This window comes from Vibrio lamellibrachiae, from assembly GCF_050337265.1.
Taxonomy (GTDB): domain Bacteria; phylum Pseudomonadota; class Gammaproteobacteria; order Enterobacterales; family Vibrionaceae; genus Vibrio; species Vibrio kyushuensis.
Genome location: NZ_JAKJSU010000010.1, coordinates 142,262 through 160,523, shown reverse-complemented (window position 1 = coordinate 160,523; position 18,262 = coordinate 142,262). Strand labels below are relative to the sequence as shown.

Sequence of the window (18,262 nt, the reverse complement as noted above, 5' to 3'; positions counted from 1 at the left end):
ACTGAGGTTAGCGTGAAAATGTGTTACATTCCGCAACCTTATTTTGTGGTGGATAGACTGAGCAGTAGATGAAAAAGCAGCGCGCCTTTTTAAAATGGGCTGGTGGAAAATATGGCCTAGTTGAAGATATTCAACACCACCTACCTCCTGCTCGAAAATTGATCGAACCTTTTGTAGGGGCTGGTTCTGTATTTCTTAATTCAGAATTTGACCACTATCTGCTTGCGGACATCAATCCAGATCTGATCAATCTCTATAATCTATTGAAAGAAGAACCTGAGCTTTATATTTCAGAAGCCAAGCGTTGGTTTACCCCTCATCATAATCAGAAAGAGGTTTATCTGGACGTACGTGTTCAGTTTAATGCAACGGATGACATTATGTACCGTTCATTAGCTTTTCTGTATATGAACCGATTTGGTTTTAATGGCTTGTGTCGTTATAACAAAAAGGGCGGATTCAACGTACCATTCGGGTCTTATAAAAAACCTTATTTTCCTGAAGCTGAATTAGAATTCTTTGCTCAAAAGGCGAAGAAGGCGACGTTTATCTGTGAAGGGTATGTCGAAACATTCAAACGCGCTCGTAAAGGCAGTGTTGTCTACTGCGATCCGCCTTATGCGCCACTGTCGACAACCGCAAACTTTACCTCTTATGCTGGTAACGGTTTTTCATTGGATGACCAAGCTGCGCTAGCGGATGTTGCTGAAAAAGCCGCTTATGAACGTGGCATTCCTGTTTTGATTTCTAATCACGACACAACACTGACTCGCCGCCTTTATCATGGCGCGGAACTTAATGTTGTGAAGGTGAAGCGGACCATCAGCCGAAATGGCGCAGGACGAAATAAAGTCGACGAATTGCTCGCGCTATTTTATGACAAGCAAAACCAAGTCACAGACAAATCACTTTAAACACTAGCCTCGCTTAGGTAGAATTGCGCGCGAAACTTGTTCAACGCCAATTTTATTAAAATAGCTGTGCTCGGTTTTTCATCTACCCGAACAGCTATTTATCCATTTATGCTTTATTCATTAAAGCAATAGCACAGAGGCTAGGTATGAAAGACTTTCTTATCGCTCCATCCATTTTATCTGCAGATTTTGCTCGCTTAGGCGAAGACGTTGAGAAAGTACTCGCGGACGGTGCTGATGTTGTGCACTTTGATGTAATGGATAACCATTACGTACCAAACCTAACGTTTGGCGCGCCAATCTGTAAAGCCTTGCGTGACTACGGAATCACAGCACCAATCGATGTACATCTAATGGTGAAGCCAGTTGATAGCATCGTTCCTGAGTTCGCAAAAGCGGGCGCATCTATGATCACTTTCCACGTAGAAGCTTCAGAGCACATTGATCGTACGCTTCAACTTATCAAAGAGAACGGTTGTAAAGCGGGTGTGGTTCTAAACCCTGCAACGCCATTAACGTGTCTTGATTACATCATGGATAAAGTGGACATGATTTTGTTGATGTCGGTAAACCCTGGATTCGGTGGACAATCTTTCATTCCAAACACATTGGATAAACTGCGTGCGGTTCGTAAGTTGATTGACGAATCTGGCCGTGATATTCGTTTGGAAATTGATGGTGGCGTTAAAGTCGATAATATTCGTGAAATCGCCGAAGCGGGTGCGGATATGTTTGTAGCGGGTTCAGCTATTTTTAACCAACCAAACTACAAAGAAGTTATCGACGAAATGCGTGCAGAGCTTGCGCAAGTTAATAAGAAGTAAACGCTCAAGTATAATAAGATAGATGTGATATTAAGGGGCCATGATGCCCCTTTCTTTATAAGTATAAGAGTAGGAAGAAAGATGTCGTTAAGCTCAATAAAACTGATTGCCTTCGATTTGGATGGAACCTTGCTAGACAGTGTGCCTGATTTAGCGGTAGCGGCAGATCAAGCCGTTCAAGAATTAGGTTTTCCATCAGTAACAGAAGAGCAAGTTCGTGATTACGTAGGTAACGGTGCCGATATTTTAATTGGTCGCGCGCTAAGTCAAAACTTAACGGTGGACCCTGAACTGAGTGAAGAGACTCGCAGTAAAGCTCGAATCTTGTTTGATGACTTTTACGAGCAAGGCGGTCATAAACTGAGTCACCTTTATCCATCAGTAAAAGAAACGTTAGCCGAGTTAGATAAAGCTGGCTTTACGATGGCGTTGGTAACCAACAAACCAACTAAATTTGTCCCAGATGTATTAGCACAGCACGGGATTGATAAGTATTTTGTTGATGTGATTGGTGGCGACTCTTTCCCTGAGAAAAAACCCAACCCAATAGCACTTAACTGGCTACTAGAAAAACATAACGTTAAAGCTGATGAAATGTTGATGGTCGGGGACTCGAGTAATGATATCAAAGCGGCGAAAAACGCAGCTTGTCACTCGTTTGGTCTGACTTACGGCTACAACCATGGCGAGCCAATTTCAGACTCAAACCCTGACTATGTCGCAGATGATATTTCACAATTACTAGAAGTTGTCCTAGTTTCAGCGTAAAGCTCTTGGTTTCAGAACAAAGCATCGAAAACTTACAGAATGCCTCTGGTAATATACTTGCCAATGAGTACACTGCTAAAACCGTATTGATAAATTCGATGCGGTTTTTTTAATCGAATTATATAAGAAGTCAAAGGAATCAGAAGCATGAGCAAACCCATTGTATTGAGTGGCGTTCAACCGTCAGGTGAACTTAGTATCGGTAATTACTTGGGTGCTCTACGTCAATGGCAACAGATGCAGGATGACTACGATTGCCAATATTGTGTTGTAGACCTTCACGCCGTTACGGTTCGTCAAGATCCTAAAGCATTGCATGAAGCCACTCTTGATGCATTAGCAATCTGCCTTGCGGTTGGTGTTGATCCTAAAAAGAGCTCTCTATTTGTTCAGTCACACGTACCAGAGCATGCTCAACTTGGCTGGCTTCTTAACTGCTATACCCAAATGGGTGAACTGAGCCGTATGACTCAGTTTAAAGACAAATCACAGCGTTACGCAAACGACATCAACGTTGGTCTATTTGATTACCCTGTATTGATGGCGGCAGATATCTTGCTATACGGCGCACATCAAGTACCGGTAGGAAGCGATCAGAAGCAGCACTTAGAGCTTGCGCGTGATATTGCAACTCGCTTTAACAACATTTACAACCCTGAAGCGCCTATTTTTACTGTGCCAGAACCTTACATTCCGACAGTGAATGCACGTGTCATGAGCCTGCAGGATGCAACTAAGAAGATGTCTAAGTCAGATGATAACCGTAAGAACGTTATTACTTTGCTTGAAGATCCGAAATCAATCCTGAAAAAGATCAACAAAGCGCAAACTGACGCTGAAACTCCACCTCGTATTAAGAGTGATTGGGAAAATAAAGCGGGTATCTCAAATTTAATGAGTTTGTATTCAGCGGCAACTGGCAAGACATTTGAAGAGATTGAAGCGCAGTACCAAGGCGTGGAAATGTACGGCCCATTTAAGAAAGATGTTGGTCAAGCCATTGTTGCAATGCTAGAGCCTGTACAAGCCGAATATAAGCGTATTCGTGATGATCGTGCGTATCTAGACTCGGTAATGAAAGCGGGCGCTGATAAAGCGTCTGAGCGTGCTGCTGTGACGCTGAAAAAAGCGTACGAAGCGGTTGGTTTTGTTACTCGTCCATAGTAGCGAATAGAGTGGGATGACAACAGTCTGAATACTCTTTGTTCTATCTATTTGTAAAGCCCTTAGCGCCAGTTAAGGGCTTTTTCTATTTATAAATCCATCAGTTAGTGCCACTGATAACTCCCCTATACTTCTTCTGTTTACTCTGCTTGTTGAAAGTATGCGCCTCATTCAGCTATTTGATTTAGTAATGAGATCGCGATCTCGATATGTCATGTGAATGTTTTTATAACTTACATAAAAGTCCAACACTGAACGCGCAAAATAAAAACGACAATTCAATTAATGTGATATGGAACGCCTTCTGGGATGCAAAGCGACATTTGAGAGGGCATTAGAGGTGGATAATGGAAACCAAATTTACGCGTAACTTGCTTGCTCTTGCAATGGGCTCTACGTTGGCAACACCTGTGTTAGCAGATGTAGTTATTTCTCAATATGTCGAAGGTGGTAGTTATAACAAAGCGCTAGAGATTGCCAATACTGGTGATACGGCAGTGAGCCTAGATAACTTTCAATTGGCGAAGTCGAGTGATGGTGGAGGCAACTGGGACACAACACTTTCACTATCAGGCTTGGTGATTGAAGCAAATGATGTTTTGGTTATTTCACACAATCGTGACGAGCTTAGTGCGGATATCGTTGCTGTAAGTGATGTTAGAAACGGTTCGGTTATTAACTTCAATGGTAACGACCCTGTTGCACTGCTTAATCTTGATGGTAGTGTCCACGATATGATGGGCATAATGGGCGGCGCTAACTGGGGTAAAGATGTCACTTTAGTTCGCGCTGACCTAACACCCTCAACAAGCTATCAAGCTTCCCAATGGGTTGCGCTAGCTAAAGATAATTTCGACGGTTTAGGGGAGCTAGAAGTGGTTGAGCTTCCACAACCGTTCGCTTGCAATCAAGATGGTGCTAATCCTGTCTTCACCTCTATTCAAGAAATCCAAGGCGAAGGTGATACCTCGCCATTTATTGATGGCTACCCATACATTACCGATGAAGAGTACTTTGTTGAAGGTGTTGTAACAGCAGTCACAACAGGGCTAACCAAAGGCTTTTATCTTCAAGCATTAGAGGGCGACTACAATTCAAATACCTCTGATGGTCTGTTCGTTCACACCAACCTTGCTCAGTCAGACCTAGTACCGGGTGACGTCGTCTGTGTGAAGGGGAAGGTTCAAGAATATTACAGCTTAACTCAGCTTAAAGCCGAGAATAACAACTGGGTGAAGACGATCGAACAAGCAGTGCCAGAAGCTGTCGATATTGAAATACTCGATAGCGATGAAAACTTCGAGCAGACGCTGGAGCGTTACGAAGGCATGCTAGTAAGAACAACTGAAGAGCTTGATATGCGTGTCACGCGCACCTTTGGTTATGATTACTCGGGGCGTCGCAACAATATGGTACTGGCGCAGGGCGAAATAAACATGCAGCCTAACCAACTGTTTGTTGCAGGATCAGAAGAAGCAAAAGAGCAGACCGAGAAAAACAAACTAGCACGCCTATTTGTCGAAACGGATCAAAAAGCACCGAATGGAGAAGTGCCTTATTACCCTGATTTTGGTCGTACTGACATCGATCAAAACGGTTCAACAGAAGATTACATCCGTGTCGACGATACTATTGTCGGATTAGAGGGCGTATTGAGCTACAGCTACAACGAGTATCGCTTAATCGCGACCAATCAGCTGACTAACGAAAACTTTGTTCGTAATTCACCACGTACAGATCGTCCAGAGATGAATCGTGGTGATCTGCGTATCGCTACATTCAATGTTCTTAACTATTTCAACTCGCCATTCGGTGGTGATTCCAACTTGCATGGCGGTAATCGTGGTGCGGACTCGTATGAAGAGTTTGAAATTCAGCAAGAGAAAATCGTTAATGCAATCTTGTTTCTTGATGCTGACATCGTTGGTTTAATGGAAATAGAGAACAACGGTTTTGGTGACAGTGGTGCGATTACCCAGCTTGTTGATCAAATAAATCTACGTATTCCTAAGAAGAAAGATCAGTACTCTTTCGTTGCGGTAGATTCAAATCAAGATGGCGAAACCAACCACTTAGACTCGATTGGCACCGATGTGATCACGACAGGTGTTATTTACCGAGCTAAGGTTGTGAAGTTAAAGACTAGCCGTGTTATTGCGATGCCAAGCCAGCTAGCGCCTGAAGTTATCGATGATGACGGCAAGGTGATTGAAAGTGGTAAAAACTACCAACGTGACTCTTTAGCGCCAACGTTTAAAGTGAAAGGCACTAAAGAGAAAATTACGGTGGCGGTAAACCACTTTAAATCGAAAGGTTCAAAATGTTGGGAAGACGCTGCACCGGTTGAGCAAGGTGGTCAGGGTGGTGTTGATGCGGATAAACAGGGTTCATGTGAAAACTTCCGTGTTGCTGCAGCCGTTGCACTTGGCGATGCTCTGAATGAGATTAAAGGCCATAAGGTAATCCTTGGTGATATGAACTCTTACGGTATGGAAGATCCGATGCTGGTTCTGACGGATTACAGCGCTGAGAAATATGGTAAAGAGATCAAAGCGGCGCGTAATACCTTTATTGCAGGTGAGCCTCAGTTTGGCGATGATGGCGCGGTTATTACTGATAACTATGGGTACATTAATGCTGTTGCCATGATGCACCCTAAAAGCTGGAGCTATTCATACAATGATGAAGTGGGCGCGTTAGACCACCTACTGATCAGTGAGAGCTTAGAAGATAAAGTGGTTGATGCAACAGATTGGCACATCAATGGTGGTGAGTCGACTCTGTTTGATTACAACGAAGAGTACAAAGGCGACTTACCGAAGTACCAAGATCACTACCGCTCTTCAGATCATGATCCAGCAGTACTTGAGCTGCAAATGGGTGGTTCGTTTGGTTTAGGGGCACTTATGTCGATGTTTGGGCTTATGATGTGGCGTCGACGTCAATAAGACGAGTAAAGCTAATAACGTCAGTGTAAAAGTAAAATAATAACAACTCGTGTAAACCAATAAGACCAGCAATGGCTGGTCTTATTTTTGTCTTTTTCAGAGTTAATACTTGCCTTTCACTCTTGGTATTGCACAATACCGCCCTCTGAGTGTTTCAATGTTTTTGAGCTGTATTTTTGCCATGCTATTGATTATCGATAATTACGATTCATTTACCTATAACCTATACCAGTACTTTTGCGAACTGGGTGTAGAGGTTAAGGTTGTGCGTAACGATGCCATTGATATTGCAGGAATTGAAGCGCTTGTTCCAACCCATCTTGTTATCTCACCGGGGCCTTGTACACCCAATGAAGCGGGTATCTCTTTAGCCGCCATCAAACACTTTGCAGGTCAACTTCCTATTATGGGCGTCTGCCTTGGTCATCAAGCCATTGCACAAGCCTTTGGTGCAAACGTGGTGAAAGCTAGGAAAGTGATGCATGGGAAAACCTCGCCAATTGTTCATACCAATCACAGTGTATTTCAAGGTTTAAATAACCCATTAACAGTGACCCGTTATCACTCCTTAGTTGTGCAAAATGGAACCCTTCCAGACTGCTTTGAACTGACAGCTTGGACTACTCTTGCTGATGGTTCAATAGATGAAATTATGGGTTATCAACATAAGACTCTGCCAATCGATGCCGTGCAGTTTCACCCTGAATCGATCAAAACAGAACAAGGCCATCAACTATTGGCTAATTTCTTAGCTCGTAGAGCCAATTAGACAACCTGACCGCGATCACCTTTCTTAACATTTCTTTCATATATTAAGTGCCGTTCAGCGAATGAAAAACTATTCGCAACAGATACTCTGTTAAACCGCATAGCCTTGATACCGCTGAGTTCCTACTACTTCTTTCTCTCCGCATAAAAAAAAAGCTTCATAAAAGCCTCGACTTGATGCATAAATAGTCATGTGAAGTGATTACTGGTGGATGCTTCCGTGCTTGAAAAGAATAAATCACTATTGAAATGGTTAATTAAATGTAAATACAATGCTGCAGCAGTCAAAATGCGAAATAATATATGCCTTCATTTTTAGGGGGCTAATACGCTGAACTGCTTGTTGGTCGTGTTAAGAAGGAATGTGCAATGACAATGGAAAACGTTGAAAAAGTAGAACGCAGTTTATTCAATGAGGTGATGGTACCTTGTTATAACCCAATGGAAATGATTCCTGTAAAAGGGGAAGGCGCACGCGTTTGGGATCAAGATGGTCGAGAGTACATTGACTTCGCTGGTGGTATCGCGGTGAGTTGTTTAGGTCATTGCCACCCGGCGATGGTGAATGCGCTTACTGAGCAAGGCAATAAGATCTGGCACTTGAGTAATGTGATGACCAATGAGCCAGCACTGCGTCTTGCAAAAAAACTGACGGAAGTGAGTTTTGCTGAAAAAGTCTTCTTTGCTAACTCTGGTGCTGAAGCAAATGAAGCAGCGTTAAAGCTCGCTCGTCGCTGGGCTGCCGATGTTCACGGCGAAGAAAAATCTGAAATCATTGCTTTCCAACAAGGTTTCCATGGTCGTACGTTCTTTACTGTAACCGTGGGTGGTCAAGCTGCTTATTCTGATGGCTTTGGACCTAAACCTGGCGATGTTACTCATCTTCCATACAATGATATTGAAGCTCTAGAAGCGCATATGTCAGAGCGTACCTGCGCCATTATGATGGAGCCACTTCAAGGCGAAGGCGGAATTGTTTCTCCTACCGATGAGTTTGCCAAAAAAGTTCGCGAGCTATGTGACAAACACAATGCACTGCTGATTTTTGATGAAGTACAGACCGGAAATGGTCGTACTGGTGAATTTTATGCGTATCAAGGTCTAGGCGTTACACCTGACATTTTGAGTACAGCGAAATCTTTAGGTGGCGGCTTCCCTGTTGGCGCAATGCTTACCACATCTAAACTTGCCGAACATTTGAAAGTGGGTACTCACGGTTCGACTTACGGTGGTAATCCATTGGCGTGTGCTGTTGCCGAAGCGGTTGTTGATATTGTGAGTCAGCCTGAAACTTTAGCGGGTGTAAAAGAGCGTGAAGCTATTTTCCGCGAAGGGCTGGCTAAGATTAATGATAAGTACCAAATCTTCTCAGAAGTGCGTGGTAAGGGCTTATTGCTGGGCGCAGTACTGAACGATCAGTGGCAAGGTAGAGCACGTGATGTTTTGGTTGCAGCTGGTCAGCAAGGGCTAATGGTCTTGGTGGCAGGCGTGAATATCGTACGCTTTACACCCTCTTTAGTGATTACCACACAAGAGATTGAACAGGGCCTTGCTAAGCTTGATGCAGCGATTGCATCACTTTCAGCCTAGTCGCTCACTTAAAGAACAGTTAGTTGTTCACTTAAAAAATAAAGTTAAGCACTTCTATAATTAATGAGTATTCAAATGAATACCACTCGGGGCTAAGTTTCTATTTAGCCCCACAGCTTTTTAGCTTCACTCGCATCAGGAGGGAATTTCGATGCTGGTAATTCGTCCAATTACAATGTCTGACTACGATGCTTTGCATACTTGCGCTGTTGAGTCTGGTCATGGTTTTACATCTCTTCCTGTTAATGAAGAACTCCTTACTAATCGTATACAACACTCTGAATATAGCTTTACTAAAGATGGCGTTACCGAGCCGGGTGATGAAGGCTACCTGATGGTTGGCTTTGATAGTGAAACCGAAGAGGTAGCAGGGTGTACGGGAGTCGAGGCCTCTATTGGCTGGGATGTTCCATTTTACTCTTACCACATCAGCACCGTTGTACACGCCTCACCAAAACTGGGTGTGAACAATGTGGTTAAATTGCTGACGTTTGGTAATAACTACACGGGTTGCAGCGAAATATGTACTCTGTTTTTGCGCCCAAGCTTTCGTGGCGGTCTTAATGGTCGCTTGATGTCTAAGTGCCGATTCTTAATGTTGGCTGAGCATCCACATCGTTTCTCTAAAACCATCTTTGCTGAGATGCGTGGTGTTTCAGATGAAGAAGGTAATTCTCCTTTTTGGCAGTGGCTACAAGAGCACTTTTTCTCCATTGATTTCACCATGGCAGATTACTTAACCGGTATCGGTAAGAAAGGTTTTATTGCTGACCTCATGCCTAAGCTTCCAATCTACGTAAACTTGTTGAGCAAAGAGGCTCAGGCCGTCATTGGACAAGTGCACGAGAACACTCTACCTGCACTTAAATTGCTAGAGCGAGAAGGTTTCACTTGTCGAAACTATGTCGATATTTTTGATGCAGGCCCGACGGTTGAGTGTGATGCGCGAAACATTGATTCAATCAGAAACTCTTTTAGATCAAAAGTCGTTATTGCTGAGCACACTAGTGCAGATCACTACCTAATTTCAAATACGTCATTTGAGAACTTTAGAGCGACTGCGGCAAAGGCTGCGTATGACCAAGCCAGCGACAGCGTTATTTTAGCGCCAGATGTAGCAAAGGCATTGCAAGTTGTTCAAGGCGACTATGTACGGATGCTTGCTCAGTAATAGGCTGCTTAAAGGTGGTCAGTTCAGCAGTAGAAAACTCTATAAACAATTTTCCACGTGGAAAGTTTTGCAGTAACAAGAAAAGGATTTATTTATGACTCATTGGATTGGTGGAGAATGGATCGCAGGACAAGGCGATGCGATGATTTCAACGAGCCCGTACAACAATCAGCAGATTTGGCAAGGCGATAGTGCTACGCCAGCTCAAGTCGAATCGGCCGTTAGTGCTGCTCGAAAGGCGCTTGTTGAGTGGAAGAAAACAAGTTTCGCAGAGAGAGAACAGGTCGTTCTAAGGTTTGCTGAAAAAGTAAAAGAGAACAGCGAAGAAATCGCTGAAATCATTGCTAAAGAAACGGGCAAGCCAATCTGGGAAACTCGTACGGAAGCGGGTGCAATGGCCGGTAAAATAGCCATCTCTATTCGTGCTTATCATGAGCGAACAGGTGACGCGAGACGCGAAGCCGCAGGTAACCAAATTGTTCTTCGTCATAAGCCGCTCGGTGTTATGGCGGTCTTTGGCCCGTACAACTTTCCTGCCCATCTACCCAATGGTCATATTGTTCCAGCCTTACTAGCTGGAAATACTGTGGTATTTAAACCTTCAGAGCAGACGCCGTGGATAGGTGAATTTGCTATGAAGTTGTGGCAACAAGCCGGTTTACCTGCAGGTGTGCTTAACCTAGTTCAAGGCGCTAAAGAGACAGGTATTGCATTAGCCGATGCGAAAGGCATTGATGGCGTATTGTTTACTGGCAGCGCGAATACAGGGCATGTACTGCATCGTCAGTTTGCTGGGCAGCCGGGTAAAATGCTTGCGCTTGAGATGGGTGGCAATAACCCAATGGTTATCTCAAACGATTATGGTGACTTAGACGCTACCGTGTATACGATTATACAGTCTGCCTTTATCAGCGCAGGTCAACGCTGTACGTGTGCTCGTCGCCTTTATGTACCTCAAGGTGAAAAGGGTGACGCACTGTTGGTTGCACTGGTTAAAGCAACTCAGAAAATCAACGTTGACCAGCCGTTTGCAGAGCCCGCGCCATTCATGGGCCCGCAGATCTCGATGGCTGCGGCAAAAGTGATACTTGATGCTCAGAGTGAGCTGCAATCATTGGGTGGTAAGAGCCTTGTTGAAGCCAGAGCAGGAGACGCTGCTTTTGTCACTCCTGGCATTATTGATGTGACCGCAATTGACGAACTACCTGATGAAGAGTACTTCGGGCCACTTCTACAAGTTGTTCGTTATCAAGGTCTCGAAAGTGCTGTCGAAATGGCAAATGATACACGATTTGGTTTATCGGCAGGCTTAGTGTCTACCGATGATAGTGAATGGAATTACTTTGTTGACCATATTCGTGCGGGTATCGTTAATCGAAATCGCCAGTTAACAGGAGCAAGCGGGGATGCACCATTTGGTGGTCCGGGAGCTTCCGGTAACTTAAGACCAAGCGCTTACTACGCCGCGGATTATTGTGCGTACCCAATGGCATCAATGGAAGGCGATGAAACGCTTCTTCCTACGACGTTCAGCCCTGGCATTGAATTGTAACTCGAACTCTAAACAAGGACACGTTATGACACCGGATACTCTATTTAGCGCTTTATGGAATGATTATATTGAGCGTTTGTGCCCATCGGCAGACAAAGTTCATCAATTACTGCGTGAGAACGATGAATTAATTAATGATCATATTGCGTTGCGAACATTCAATCTAGCGCCTCTTGGTATTGAGACGTTGGCTAAGCCGTTTTTGGATGTGGGATATGTTGCTTGTGGTGATTATGAGTTTGAGAGCAAAAAACTTGTGGCAAAACACTATGAGCATCCAGACCCTAATCAGCCGAAAGTGTTCATCAGCGAACTCAAGGTTGATGAGTGTTCTGTTGAACTGCAGCAGATCGTCGCCAAGCTTGTAGAGCAATTGGATCATAGTAACCTAAAAGGTCATGAGTTCTTATCCGGTGGCCGACTTTGGGACTTGAGTTATGCTGATTTCCAAGTGTTAGCAAAAGAAAGTGAGTATGCGGCTTGGTTAGCCGCTCATGGCTATGGTGCGAATCACTTTACCGTGAGTGTGAATCAGCTTAATGAATTCGATGAAGTGAAGCAGGTCAATGACCATTTACGTACTTCTGGTTTTGTCATTAATGAAGCGGGTGGTGAAGTGAAAGGCTCGGCTGAGGTACTACTTGAGCAGTCGTCGACCATGGCCGATAAAGTAGCGGTTAGCTTTACTGAAGGGATAGAAATTATTCCGGGCGGATTTTATGAATTTGCTAAGCGATATCCGATGGTAAATGGTTCGCTATATACCGGTTTTGTTGCGGCTTCAGCGGATAAAATCTTTGAAAGTACGGACAGCTAACGTTAGTTAAAACTTTTCATTAGCTCTACGGCTAAGAAACGAAAAAGCCACCAACTTTCGCAGCTGGTGGCTTTAATATTTTTCTTAATCTCTAATTAGTTAGAAATTAACGAGTACCGTAAACAACGATAGTCTTACCGTGGGCAGAAATCAGATTCTGCTCTTCTAGCATCTTCAAGATACGACCAACGGTTTCACGAGAACAGCCAACGATTTGACCAATCTCTTGACGAGTGATCTTAATCTGCATGCCATCTGGGTGAGTCATTGCATCAGGTTGTTTCGCTAGGTTAAGTAGCGTTTGTGCAATACGGCCTGTAACGTCAAGGAACGCTAGATCACCTACTTTTTGGCTTGTCACTTGTAGGCGGTTAGCCATCTGTGACGAAAGACGCATTAGGATATCTGGGTTAACTTGGATAAGTTGGCGGAATTTCTTGAAAGAGATTTCAGCTACTTCACAAGGAGACTTAGCACGAACCCATGCGGTACGTTCTTGGTCTTCTTCGAATAAGCCTAGTTCACCAATAAAGTCACCTTGGTTTAGGTAAGAAAGAATCATCTCCTTACCTTCTTCATCCTTGATTAGTACCGCTACAGAGCCTTTAACGATGTAGTACAACGTCTCAGCTTTTTCACCCGCGTGAATTAGCGTGCTTTTTGAAGGGTACTTATGAATATGACAGTGTGAAAGAAACCACTCTAGTGTTGGATCTGTTTGAGGTTTGCCTAAAACCATAATATCTCACTTCCTCTGAAGGTGTACTGGTAGCTTTCCATTTATGCAGCTAAGCATAATAAGCCTGCTTTGGATATGCGCACGTTACTTGTGCTGCAAGCTATCTTGTATTTCGGTTAAGAATAGTATCCTTTTTTGCACAGGATTTCTTGATTTTAATCGGGTCTAAACGAGGATATTTTACGCAAAAACGTGCACATGATCACGGTATGAAAAGTAATCGGTCGCTCCGGTGAGAGTTTATCCGATTTTCCCTGTCTCAATTAGCTGCTGCAAGATAGGTCTTGCAATGAGTTCCATAGCGAAGCTCATCTTTCCCCCCGGTACAACCAGAGTATTGTGTCGCGACATAAATGAACCATCAATCATTGCCAGAAGATATGGGAAGTCGACATTCTTTATTCCGCGCAAACGTATTACAACAAAGCTTTCATCTAAACTCGGTATTCCCTTTGCATTTAATGGGTTCGAAGTATCAACCGTTGGGACTCGTTGGAAGTTGATATGAGTACGAGAAAATTGCGGCGTAATGTAATTTAGGTAGTCATCCATTGAACGAACAATCGAGTCCATAACCGCTTCTCGTGAGTGACCACGATCGCGGGTATCTCGAACGAACTTTTGAATCCACTCAAGGTTTACAATCGGTACCATGCCAATAAGCAGGTCAACGTGCTGGGCGACATTAACATCCCCATCAACCACACCACCATGTAAGCCTTCGTAGAACAACACATCGGAGTCTTCGGGTAGGTCTTGCCAAGGCGTAAATGTGCCGGGCATCTGGTTGTAAGGGACCGCTTCATCAAAGGTATGCAGGTAGCGACGGACTTGTCCTGAGCCTTCATTACCATAAGTACGGAAAAACTCTTCAAGAGTAGGGAAGTCATTGGCTTGTGGGCCAAAGTAGCTGATGTGCTTACCTTGCTCTCTAGATTTACGGATTTCAACATCCATTTCTGGTCTGGTAAAGCGGTGGAAACTATCGCCTTCAACCCATGCTGGTTTCACGCTCATCATATTGAACATTTTTCGAAACGCTTCAGATGTGGTGGTCGTTCCTGCTCCTGAAGAGCCGGTTACTGCGATAATTGGATGTTTTGCTGACATGACAAACCTTGTCGTAGATGTAACGTACTTGTTTAGAGCCTGAAGCTTCATATTGATTGAAGCCCCAAAGCCAGTTTTTCACTATAGCATGCAAAATAGAAAGGTCTACGTTGAGCAAAGGAGTGAAGTGAAAAGCGAGAAGGCTATAGCGAATTGCGTAATTTTATGTCCACTGTTTCATGTAACTCTGAGAACACAACCGTCGCTTCGCCGCTTTTTAACAGAGTTTTTACCTGCTCGATTTTATCTTGTAATGAACATTCATGTTCACCGTAATCGGTCCCTTCACGAAGGACAAATTCTTTGATGAGGTTTTCTAGTGTCTCGTTTTCTATCTGTTGCCAAGGAATAATCATAGCGCTCTTTCTAGTTGTTCAATTTTGTTTTGATTGGGTCTTTTTGTTTTAGCGAGTCATAGTAAGCCGGTAGCATTTTCTCTAGCCAGAAACTAGGGTTGGCTAAGCTGCCGGATATAAAACCAACATGGCCGCCATGGTCGAGGAGTCGATAGTCGATGTTATCGGGAAGAATAAAACTAGGGATGACATCGTGAGTCATGAACGGGTCGTCTTTGGCATGAATAATCTGCAATGGAAGCTTAATTTCTTGCAGTCGATGTATACCAGAACAGCGTTGGTAATAGTTCTGTGCACTCTCGAATCCATGCAGAGGTGCGGTGATGAGCTCGTCAAATTCATACAGCTTTGAGATACGCTTGATACGCTTATAAGAAAGCCCTAGTTCTCCTTTTAGCAAACGGTGTTTATGCAATGCGCTCTTTTTCAACGATGAGACTAAGTAACGGCGATAAATCTTGGAAAACCCCTGTTCAATACGTTTAGAGCAGGATGATAGATCCAGCGGTGCAGAGACAATCGTTGCGGCGTCTAACATAGGCTGCTCTTTATAGTGAGCAAGATAGTTTGCTAGCATGTTGCCACCAAGAGAAATACCAACAGCAACCTTAGTATTATTTGGAAAGCGCATATTGAGGTAGTTTAAGAAGTAGCGAGCATCTTCAATTTCACCTGAGTGGTAAGCTCTCGCTAGATTATTCGGTTTACCGCTGCAGCCACGAAAGTGCATCATGACGGATAACCAACCTTGTTTGGCGAATGCTTGCATTAAACCGTTGGCATAAGGGCTATAAAAACTGCCTTCTAAACCATGGAATAGGACAAAAATAGGTTTATTAGCAGCTTGCTCAGATATTGGGTCTTCACTCCACGCTAGATCGACAAAATCGCCATCAGCTGTATCGAGCGTTTGCCAAACGGGTTCGAAAAGCGCTTTTTTACGCATAAAACGCGGCGCAAGTGTTTGTAAGTTCGGGTTTTTAATTCCCGTCGCTGCAATAAATTGAGTCATGATAAACCGTTAATGTTTGTGGCTGTTATTGTTTTCTATCGTCATTTTTGTAAGGTGCTGGCGCTGAAAAAGCTTGATAAAGGTGTTCGCCGCCAAGTTGACGGCAGTAACGCTGCGTTAGTGAAAGGTGAGCGTTATTGTTTGATGACAGCTGACTGGTTAAAGGAAGCCCATTGATGCATTCGACAAGATCGGATTGTTGTTGCCTCTCAAGCTGAAGTTCGAATTGCAGTGATTCGCGGTAAAGCGTATCTGGAAGGTGCAATTTGAGTTTACGTCTTAGTTCTCGGTAGCTATGGAGCAGTGCTTCGGAGCGGCCAAGGCACTCTTCGACTTTGTGCCAATCTTCATCAAGAAAACAGACTTGCTGCTCATCAAGCCATTTTAGCAGTAGCAGCAAGTTTACGTTTCCATGATATTGATTCTGCAACTCTAAACACGCCTGTTTCACTTCCCGCACACCGTAATATTGAAGACTAAATTGCCATAGCCTTTCAAGTGTTAGAGAGAGTTCAGCGTGCATTTGAGTCATTATCGATTAAATTCCTCTTCCATCTGCTCCAGAGCTTCTTGCTCTGCCATCCATTCCATTTCGACCTCTTCAAGTTTTGACTTACTGGTCGCTTGAAGCGCTAATACTTCAGTAAGCTTAGCTTTATTTTCAGCTTCATACAGTGAAGTATCTGATAATTGCTCTTCAGCTTGAGAGATCGCTTCACTAAACTTATCCATCTGTTTCTCTAATTTGGTTAAGTTTTTACGTAGTGGAGCGGTGAGCTTTCTGAATTCGGCTTCTTTGCGCTTCTGCTCTTTTTTCGCCATTGCGCTGTTGCTGCCATCTTTTGATGGTTGTTGAGATTGCGCCTCTTTACGTTCAATTTTTTGCTGTTCGGTTAGCCACTTATAGTAATCGTTCAAATCACCATCAAATGGAGCAACTTGGCGGTCATGAACCAAATAGAGGTCATCCGTTGTTGCGCGTAATAGGTAGCGATCGTGACTGACAATAACCATTGCGCCTTCGAAGGTTTGTAGGGCAAAGGTGAGCGCTTGACGCATATCGAGATCAAGGTGGTTAGTTGGTTCATCAAGTAGCAATAGGTTTGGCTTTTGCCATACCACGAGAGCTAAAACTAATCGTGCTTTCTCTCCACCAGAAAACGGCGCCACTTTATCGAGAGCTTTTTCTCCTTGGAAACCAAAGCTACCCAAATAATCTCTTAGTTGTTGTTCGGTTTTGCCCGGAGCAATCTGCATCATGTGTTGCAGAGGCGTTTCGTCAGGGTGTAGCGTTTCGAGCTGATGCTGAGCAAAGTAGCCAATTTTAACGCCTTGAGAAAAGCCTAAATCGCCCGACTGAGGTTTAAGTTCACCAGAAAGTAGTTTAATTAATGTCGACTTACCTGCGCCGTTACGACCAAGCAAACCAATACGACTTCCCGGAACAAGATTAAGGCGAATTTTCTCTAAGATTAGAGTGTCATCGTAGCCTGCACTAACATCATCCATCATCAAAATTGGATTCGGCAACGCAGCGGGTTCTTTGAACTCAAAGCTGAATGGGTTATCAAACTGAGCTGGAAGCACTTTTTCCATTTTTTCCAAAGCTTTGATTCGGCTCTGAGCTTGCTTTGCTTTGGACGCTTTATAACGGAAGCGATCAATATAGCTCTGCATGTGATTCACTTGCTTCTGCTGTTTTTGATACATCGCTTGTTGCAGTACGAGCTTTTGTGCACGCTGTGTTTCAAAAGAGGAGTAGTTACCGGTGTACTCGTTGAGCTGCTGATTTTCTACATGGATAATTCGACCCACAATAGGGTCAAGAAAATCTCGGTCATGGGAAATCAGGATCAGTGTACCAGGATAGTTTTGTAGCCAGCGTTCTAGCCACATAACAGCATCTAAATCTAAGTGGTTGGTTGGTTCATCAAGAAGTAACAGATCTGAACGACAAAGTAGCGCTTGGGCTAAGTTGAGTCTCATTCTCCAACCACCAGAGAACTGGGTCAGGTTCCAGCTCATCTGCTCTTGGGTAAATCCTAAGCCATCTAATAACTCTGCGGCACGAGATTTAATTGTATAACCACCAATGGTTTCTATCTTTCCATGCAGCTCAGCCACCAAAGTGCCGTTATCAGCTTCTTCTGCCTTAATTAAGTCATTTTCTAGTGAACGGTATTCGCGATCGCCGTCGATAACATATTCTAGTGCGCCACGCTCAAGTGCTGGCGTCTCCTGAGCAACCCAAGCGAGCTCCCAATGCGAAGGTTGGCTAAATGAACCTGCATCAATAGACAGCTCATCTTTGAGTAGAGCAAACAAGGTTGACTTACCGCAGCCATTTTTTCCCACAAGGCCGACTTTGTCGCCAGGGTGGATGGTTGCGGATGCTTGATCTAAAAGAGGCTTACCACCTCTGAGTAACTGGATGTCAGAAAAGATAATCATAGAATGTTAACTAGCACGTGGTGGCATTTATGGCGACAAATAGTAGGGGGAATAAGGATAAATGTCGATCATTATACA

The 18,262-nt window shown here is 43.9% G+C and carries 16 protein-coding genes; 10 read left to right on the top strand and 6 right to left on the bottom strand.

Features of this window, described 5'->3' with window-relative positions:
- Positions 1–68: 68 nt before the first annotated feature.
- The 10 genes from L4C54_RS17550 to L4C54_RS17505 all read left to right on the top strand — a co-directional run bounded on the left by L4C54_RS17550 (position 69) and on the right by L4C54_RS17505 (position 12,516).
- Positions 69–914, top strand: coding sequence for a Dam family site-specific DNA-(adenine-N6)-methyltransferase (locus L4C54_RS17550; protein ID WP_428809161.1), 846 nt, complete (start codon positions 69–71; stop codon positions 912–914).
- Positions 915–1,060: 146 nt separating this feature from the next.
- A complete protein-coding gene (gene rpe / locus L4C54_RS17545) occupies positions 1,061–1,738 on the top strand; it encodes a ribulose-phosphate 3-epimerase (RefSeq protein WP_428802684.1) in 678 nt (225 codons plus the stop codon).
- Between the two features lie 81 nt (positions 1,739–1,819).
- Positions 1,820–2,506, top strand: coding sequence for a phosphoglycolate phosphatase (locus L4C54_RS17540; RefSeq protein ID WP_428809160.1), 687 nt, complete (start codon positions 1,820–1,822; stop codon positions 2,504–2,506).
- 147 nt (positions 2,507–2,653) lie between these two features.
- Positions 2,654–3,670, top strand: coding sequence for a tryptophan--tRNA ligase (gene trpS, locus L4C54_RS17535; RefSeq protein WP_428809159.1), 1,017 nt, complete (start codon positions 2,654–2,656; stop codon positions 3,668–3,670).
- Between the two features lie 347 nt (positions 3,671–4,017).
- Positions 4,018–6,618 carry an ExeM/NucH family extracellular endonuclease gene (locus tag L4C54_RS17530; protein WP_428809158.1) on the top strand — a complete coding sequence of 867 codons (2,601 nt, stop codon included), beginning with the start codon at positions 4,018–4,020 and terminating at the stop codon, positions 6,616–6,618.
- A gap of 181 nt (positions 6,619–6,799) precedes the next feature.
- A complete protein-coding gene (locus tag L4C54_RS17525) occupies positions 6,800–7,387 on the top strand; it encodes an aminodeoxychorismate/anthranilate synthase component II (RefSeq protein ID WP_428809264.1) in 588 nt (195 codons plus the stop codon).
- 368 nt (positions 7,388–7,755) lie between these two features.
- On the top strand, positions 7,756–8,976 hold the full coding sequence (locus L4C54_RS17520; protein WP_428809157.1) for an aspartate aminotransferase family protein: 1,221 nt from the start codon (positions 7,756–7,758) through the stop codon (positions 8,974–8,976).
- A 151-nt stretch (positions 8,977–9,127) separates the two neighbouring features.
- A complete protein-coding gene (gene astA / locus L4C54_RS17515; RefSeq protein WP_428809156.1) occupies positions 9,128–10,147 on the top strand; it encodes an arginine N-succinyltransferase in 1,020 nt (339 codons plus the stop codon).
- 94 nt (positions 10,148–10,241) lie between these two features.
- Positions 10,242–11,699 (top strand): succinylglutamate-semialdehyde dehydrogenase, encoded by a 1,458-nt coding sequence (gene astD / locus L4C54_RS17510; RefSeq protein ID WP_428809155.1) that lies wholly within the window; start codon positions 10,242–10,244, stop codon positions 11,697–11,699.
- 25 nt (positions 11,700–11,724) lie between these two features.
- Positions 11,725–12,516, top strand: a complete 792-nt coding sequence (locus tag L4C54_RS17505; RefSeq protein ID WP_428809154.1) for a DUF1338 domain-containing protein — start codon at positions 11,725–11,727, stop codon at positions 12,514–12,516.
- A gap of 106 nt (positions 12,517–12,622) precedes the next feature.
- Here the strand turns inward: L4C54_RS17505 and crp are convergent, their stop codons facing one another.
- The 6 genes from crp to L4C54_RS17475 form a co-directional block, all read right to left on the bottom strand.
- On the bottom strand, positions 12,623–13,255 hold the full coding sequence (gene crp, locus L4C54_RS17500) for a cAMP-activated global transcriptional regulator CRP (RefSeq protein ID WP_017036097.1): 633 nt from the start codon (positions 13,253–13,255) through the stop codon (positions 12,623–12,625).
- A 240-nt stretch (positions 13,256–13,495) separates the two neighbouring features.
- On the bottom strand, positions 13,496–14,365 hold the full coding sequence (locus L4C54_RS17495; protein WP_428802675.1) for a phosphoribulokinase: 870 nt from the start codon (positions 14,363–14,365) through the stop codon (positions 13,496–13,498).
- 143 nt (positions 14,366–14,508) lie between these two features.
- On the bottom strand, positions 14,509–14,721 hold the full coding sequence (locus tag L4C54_RS17490) for a YheU family protein (protein WP_428809153.1): 213 nt from the start codon (positions 14,719–14,721) through the stop codon (positions 14,509–14,511).
- Positions 14,722–14,731: 10 nt separating this feature from the next.
- The gene (locus L4C54_RS17485) at positions 14,732–15,733 is read right to left on the bottom strand and encodes a hydrolase (protein ID WP_428809152.1); all 1,002 of its coding nucleotides are present in this window, start codon (positions 15,731–15,733) and stop codon (positions 14,732–14,734) included.
- 25 nt (positions 15,734–15,758) lie between these two features.
- Positions 15,759–16,265 (bottom strand): TIGR02444 family protein, encoded by a 507-nt coding sequence (locus L4C54_RS17480; RefSeq protein ID WP_428802672.1) that lies wholly within the window; start codon positions 16,263–16,265, stop codon positions 15,759–15,761.
- On the bottom strand, positions 16,265–18,184 hold the full coding sequence (locus tag L4C54_RS17475) for an ABC transporter ATP-binding protein (protein WP_428809151.1): 1,920 nt from the start codon (positions 18,182–18,184) through the stop codon (positions 16,265–16,267). Before L4C54_RS17475 ends, L4C54_RS17480 begins: the two co-directional genes overlap by 1 nt.
- Positions 18,185–18,262: the final 78 nt, after the last annotated feature.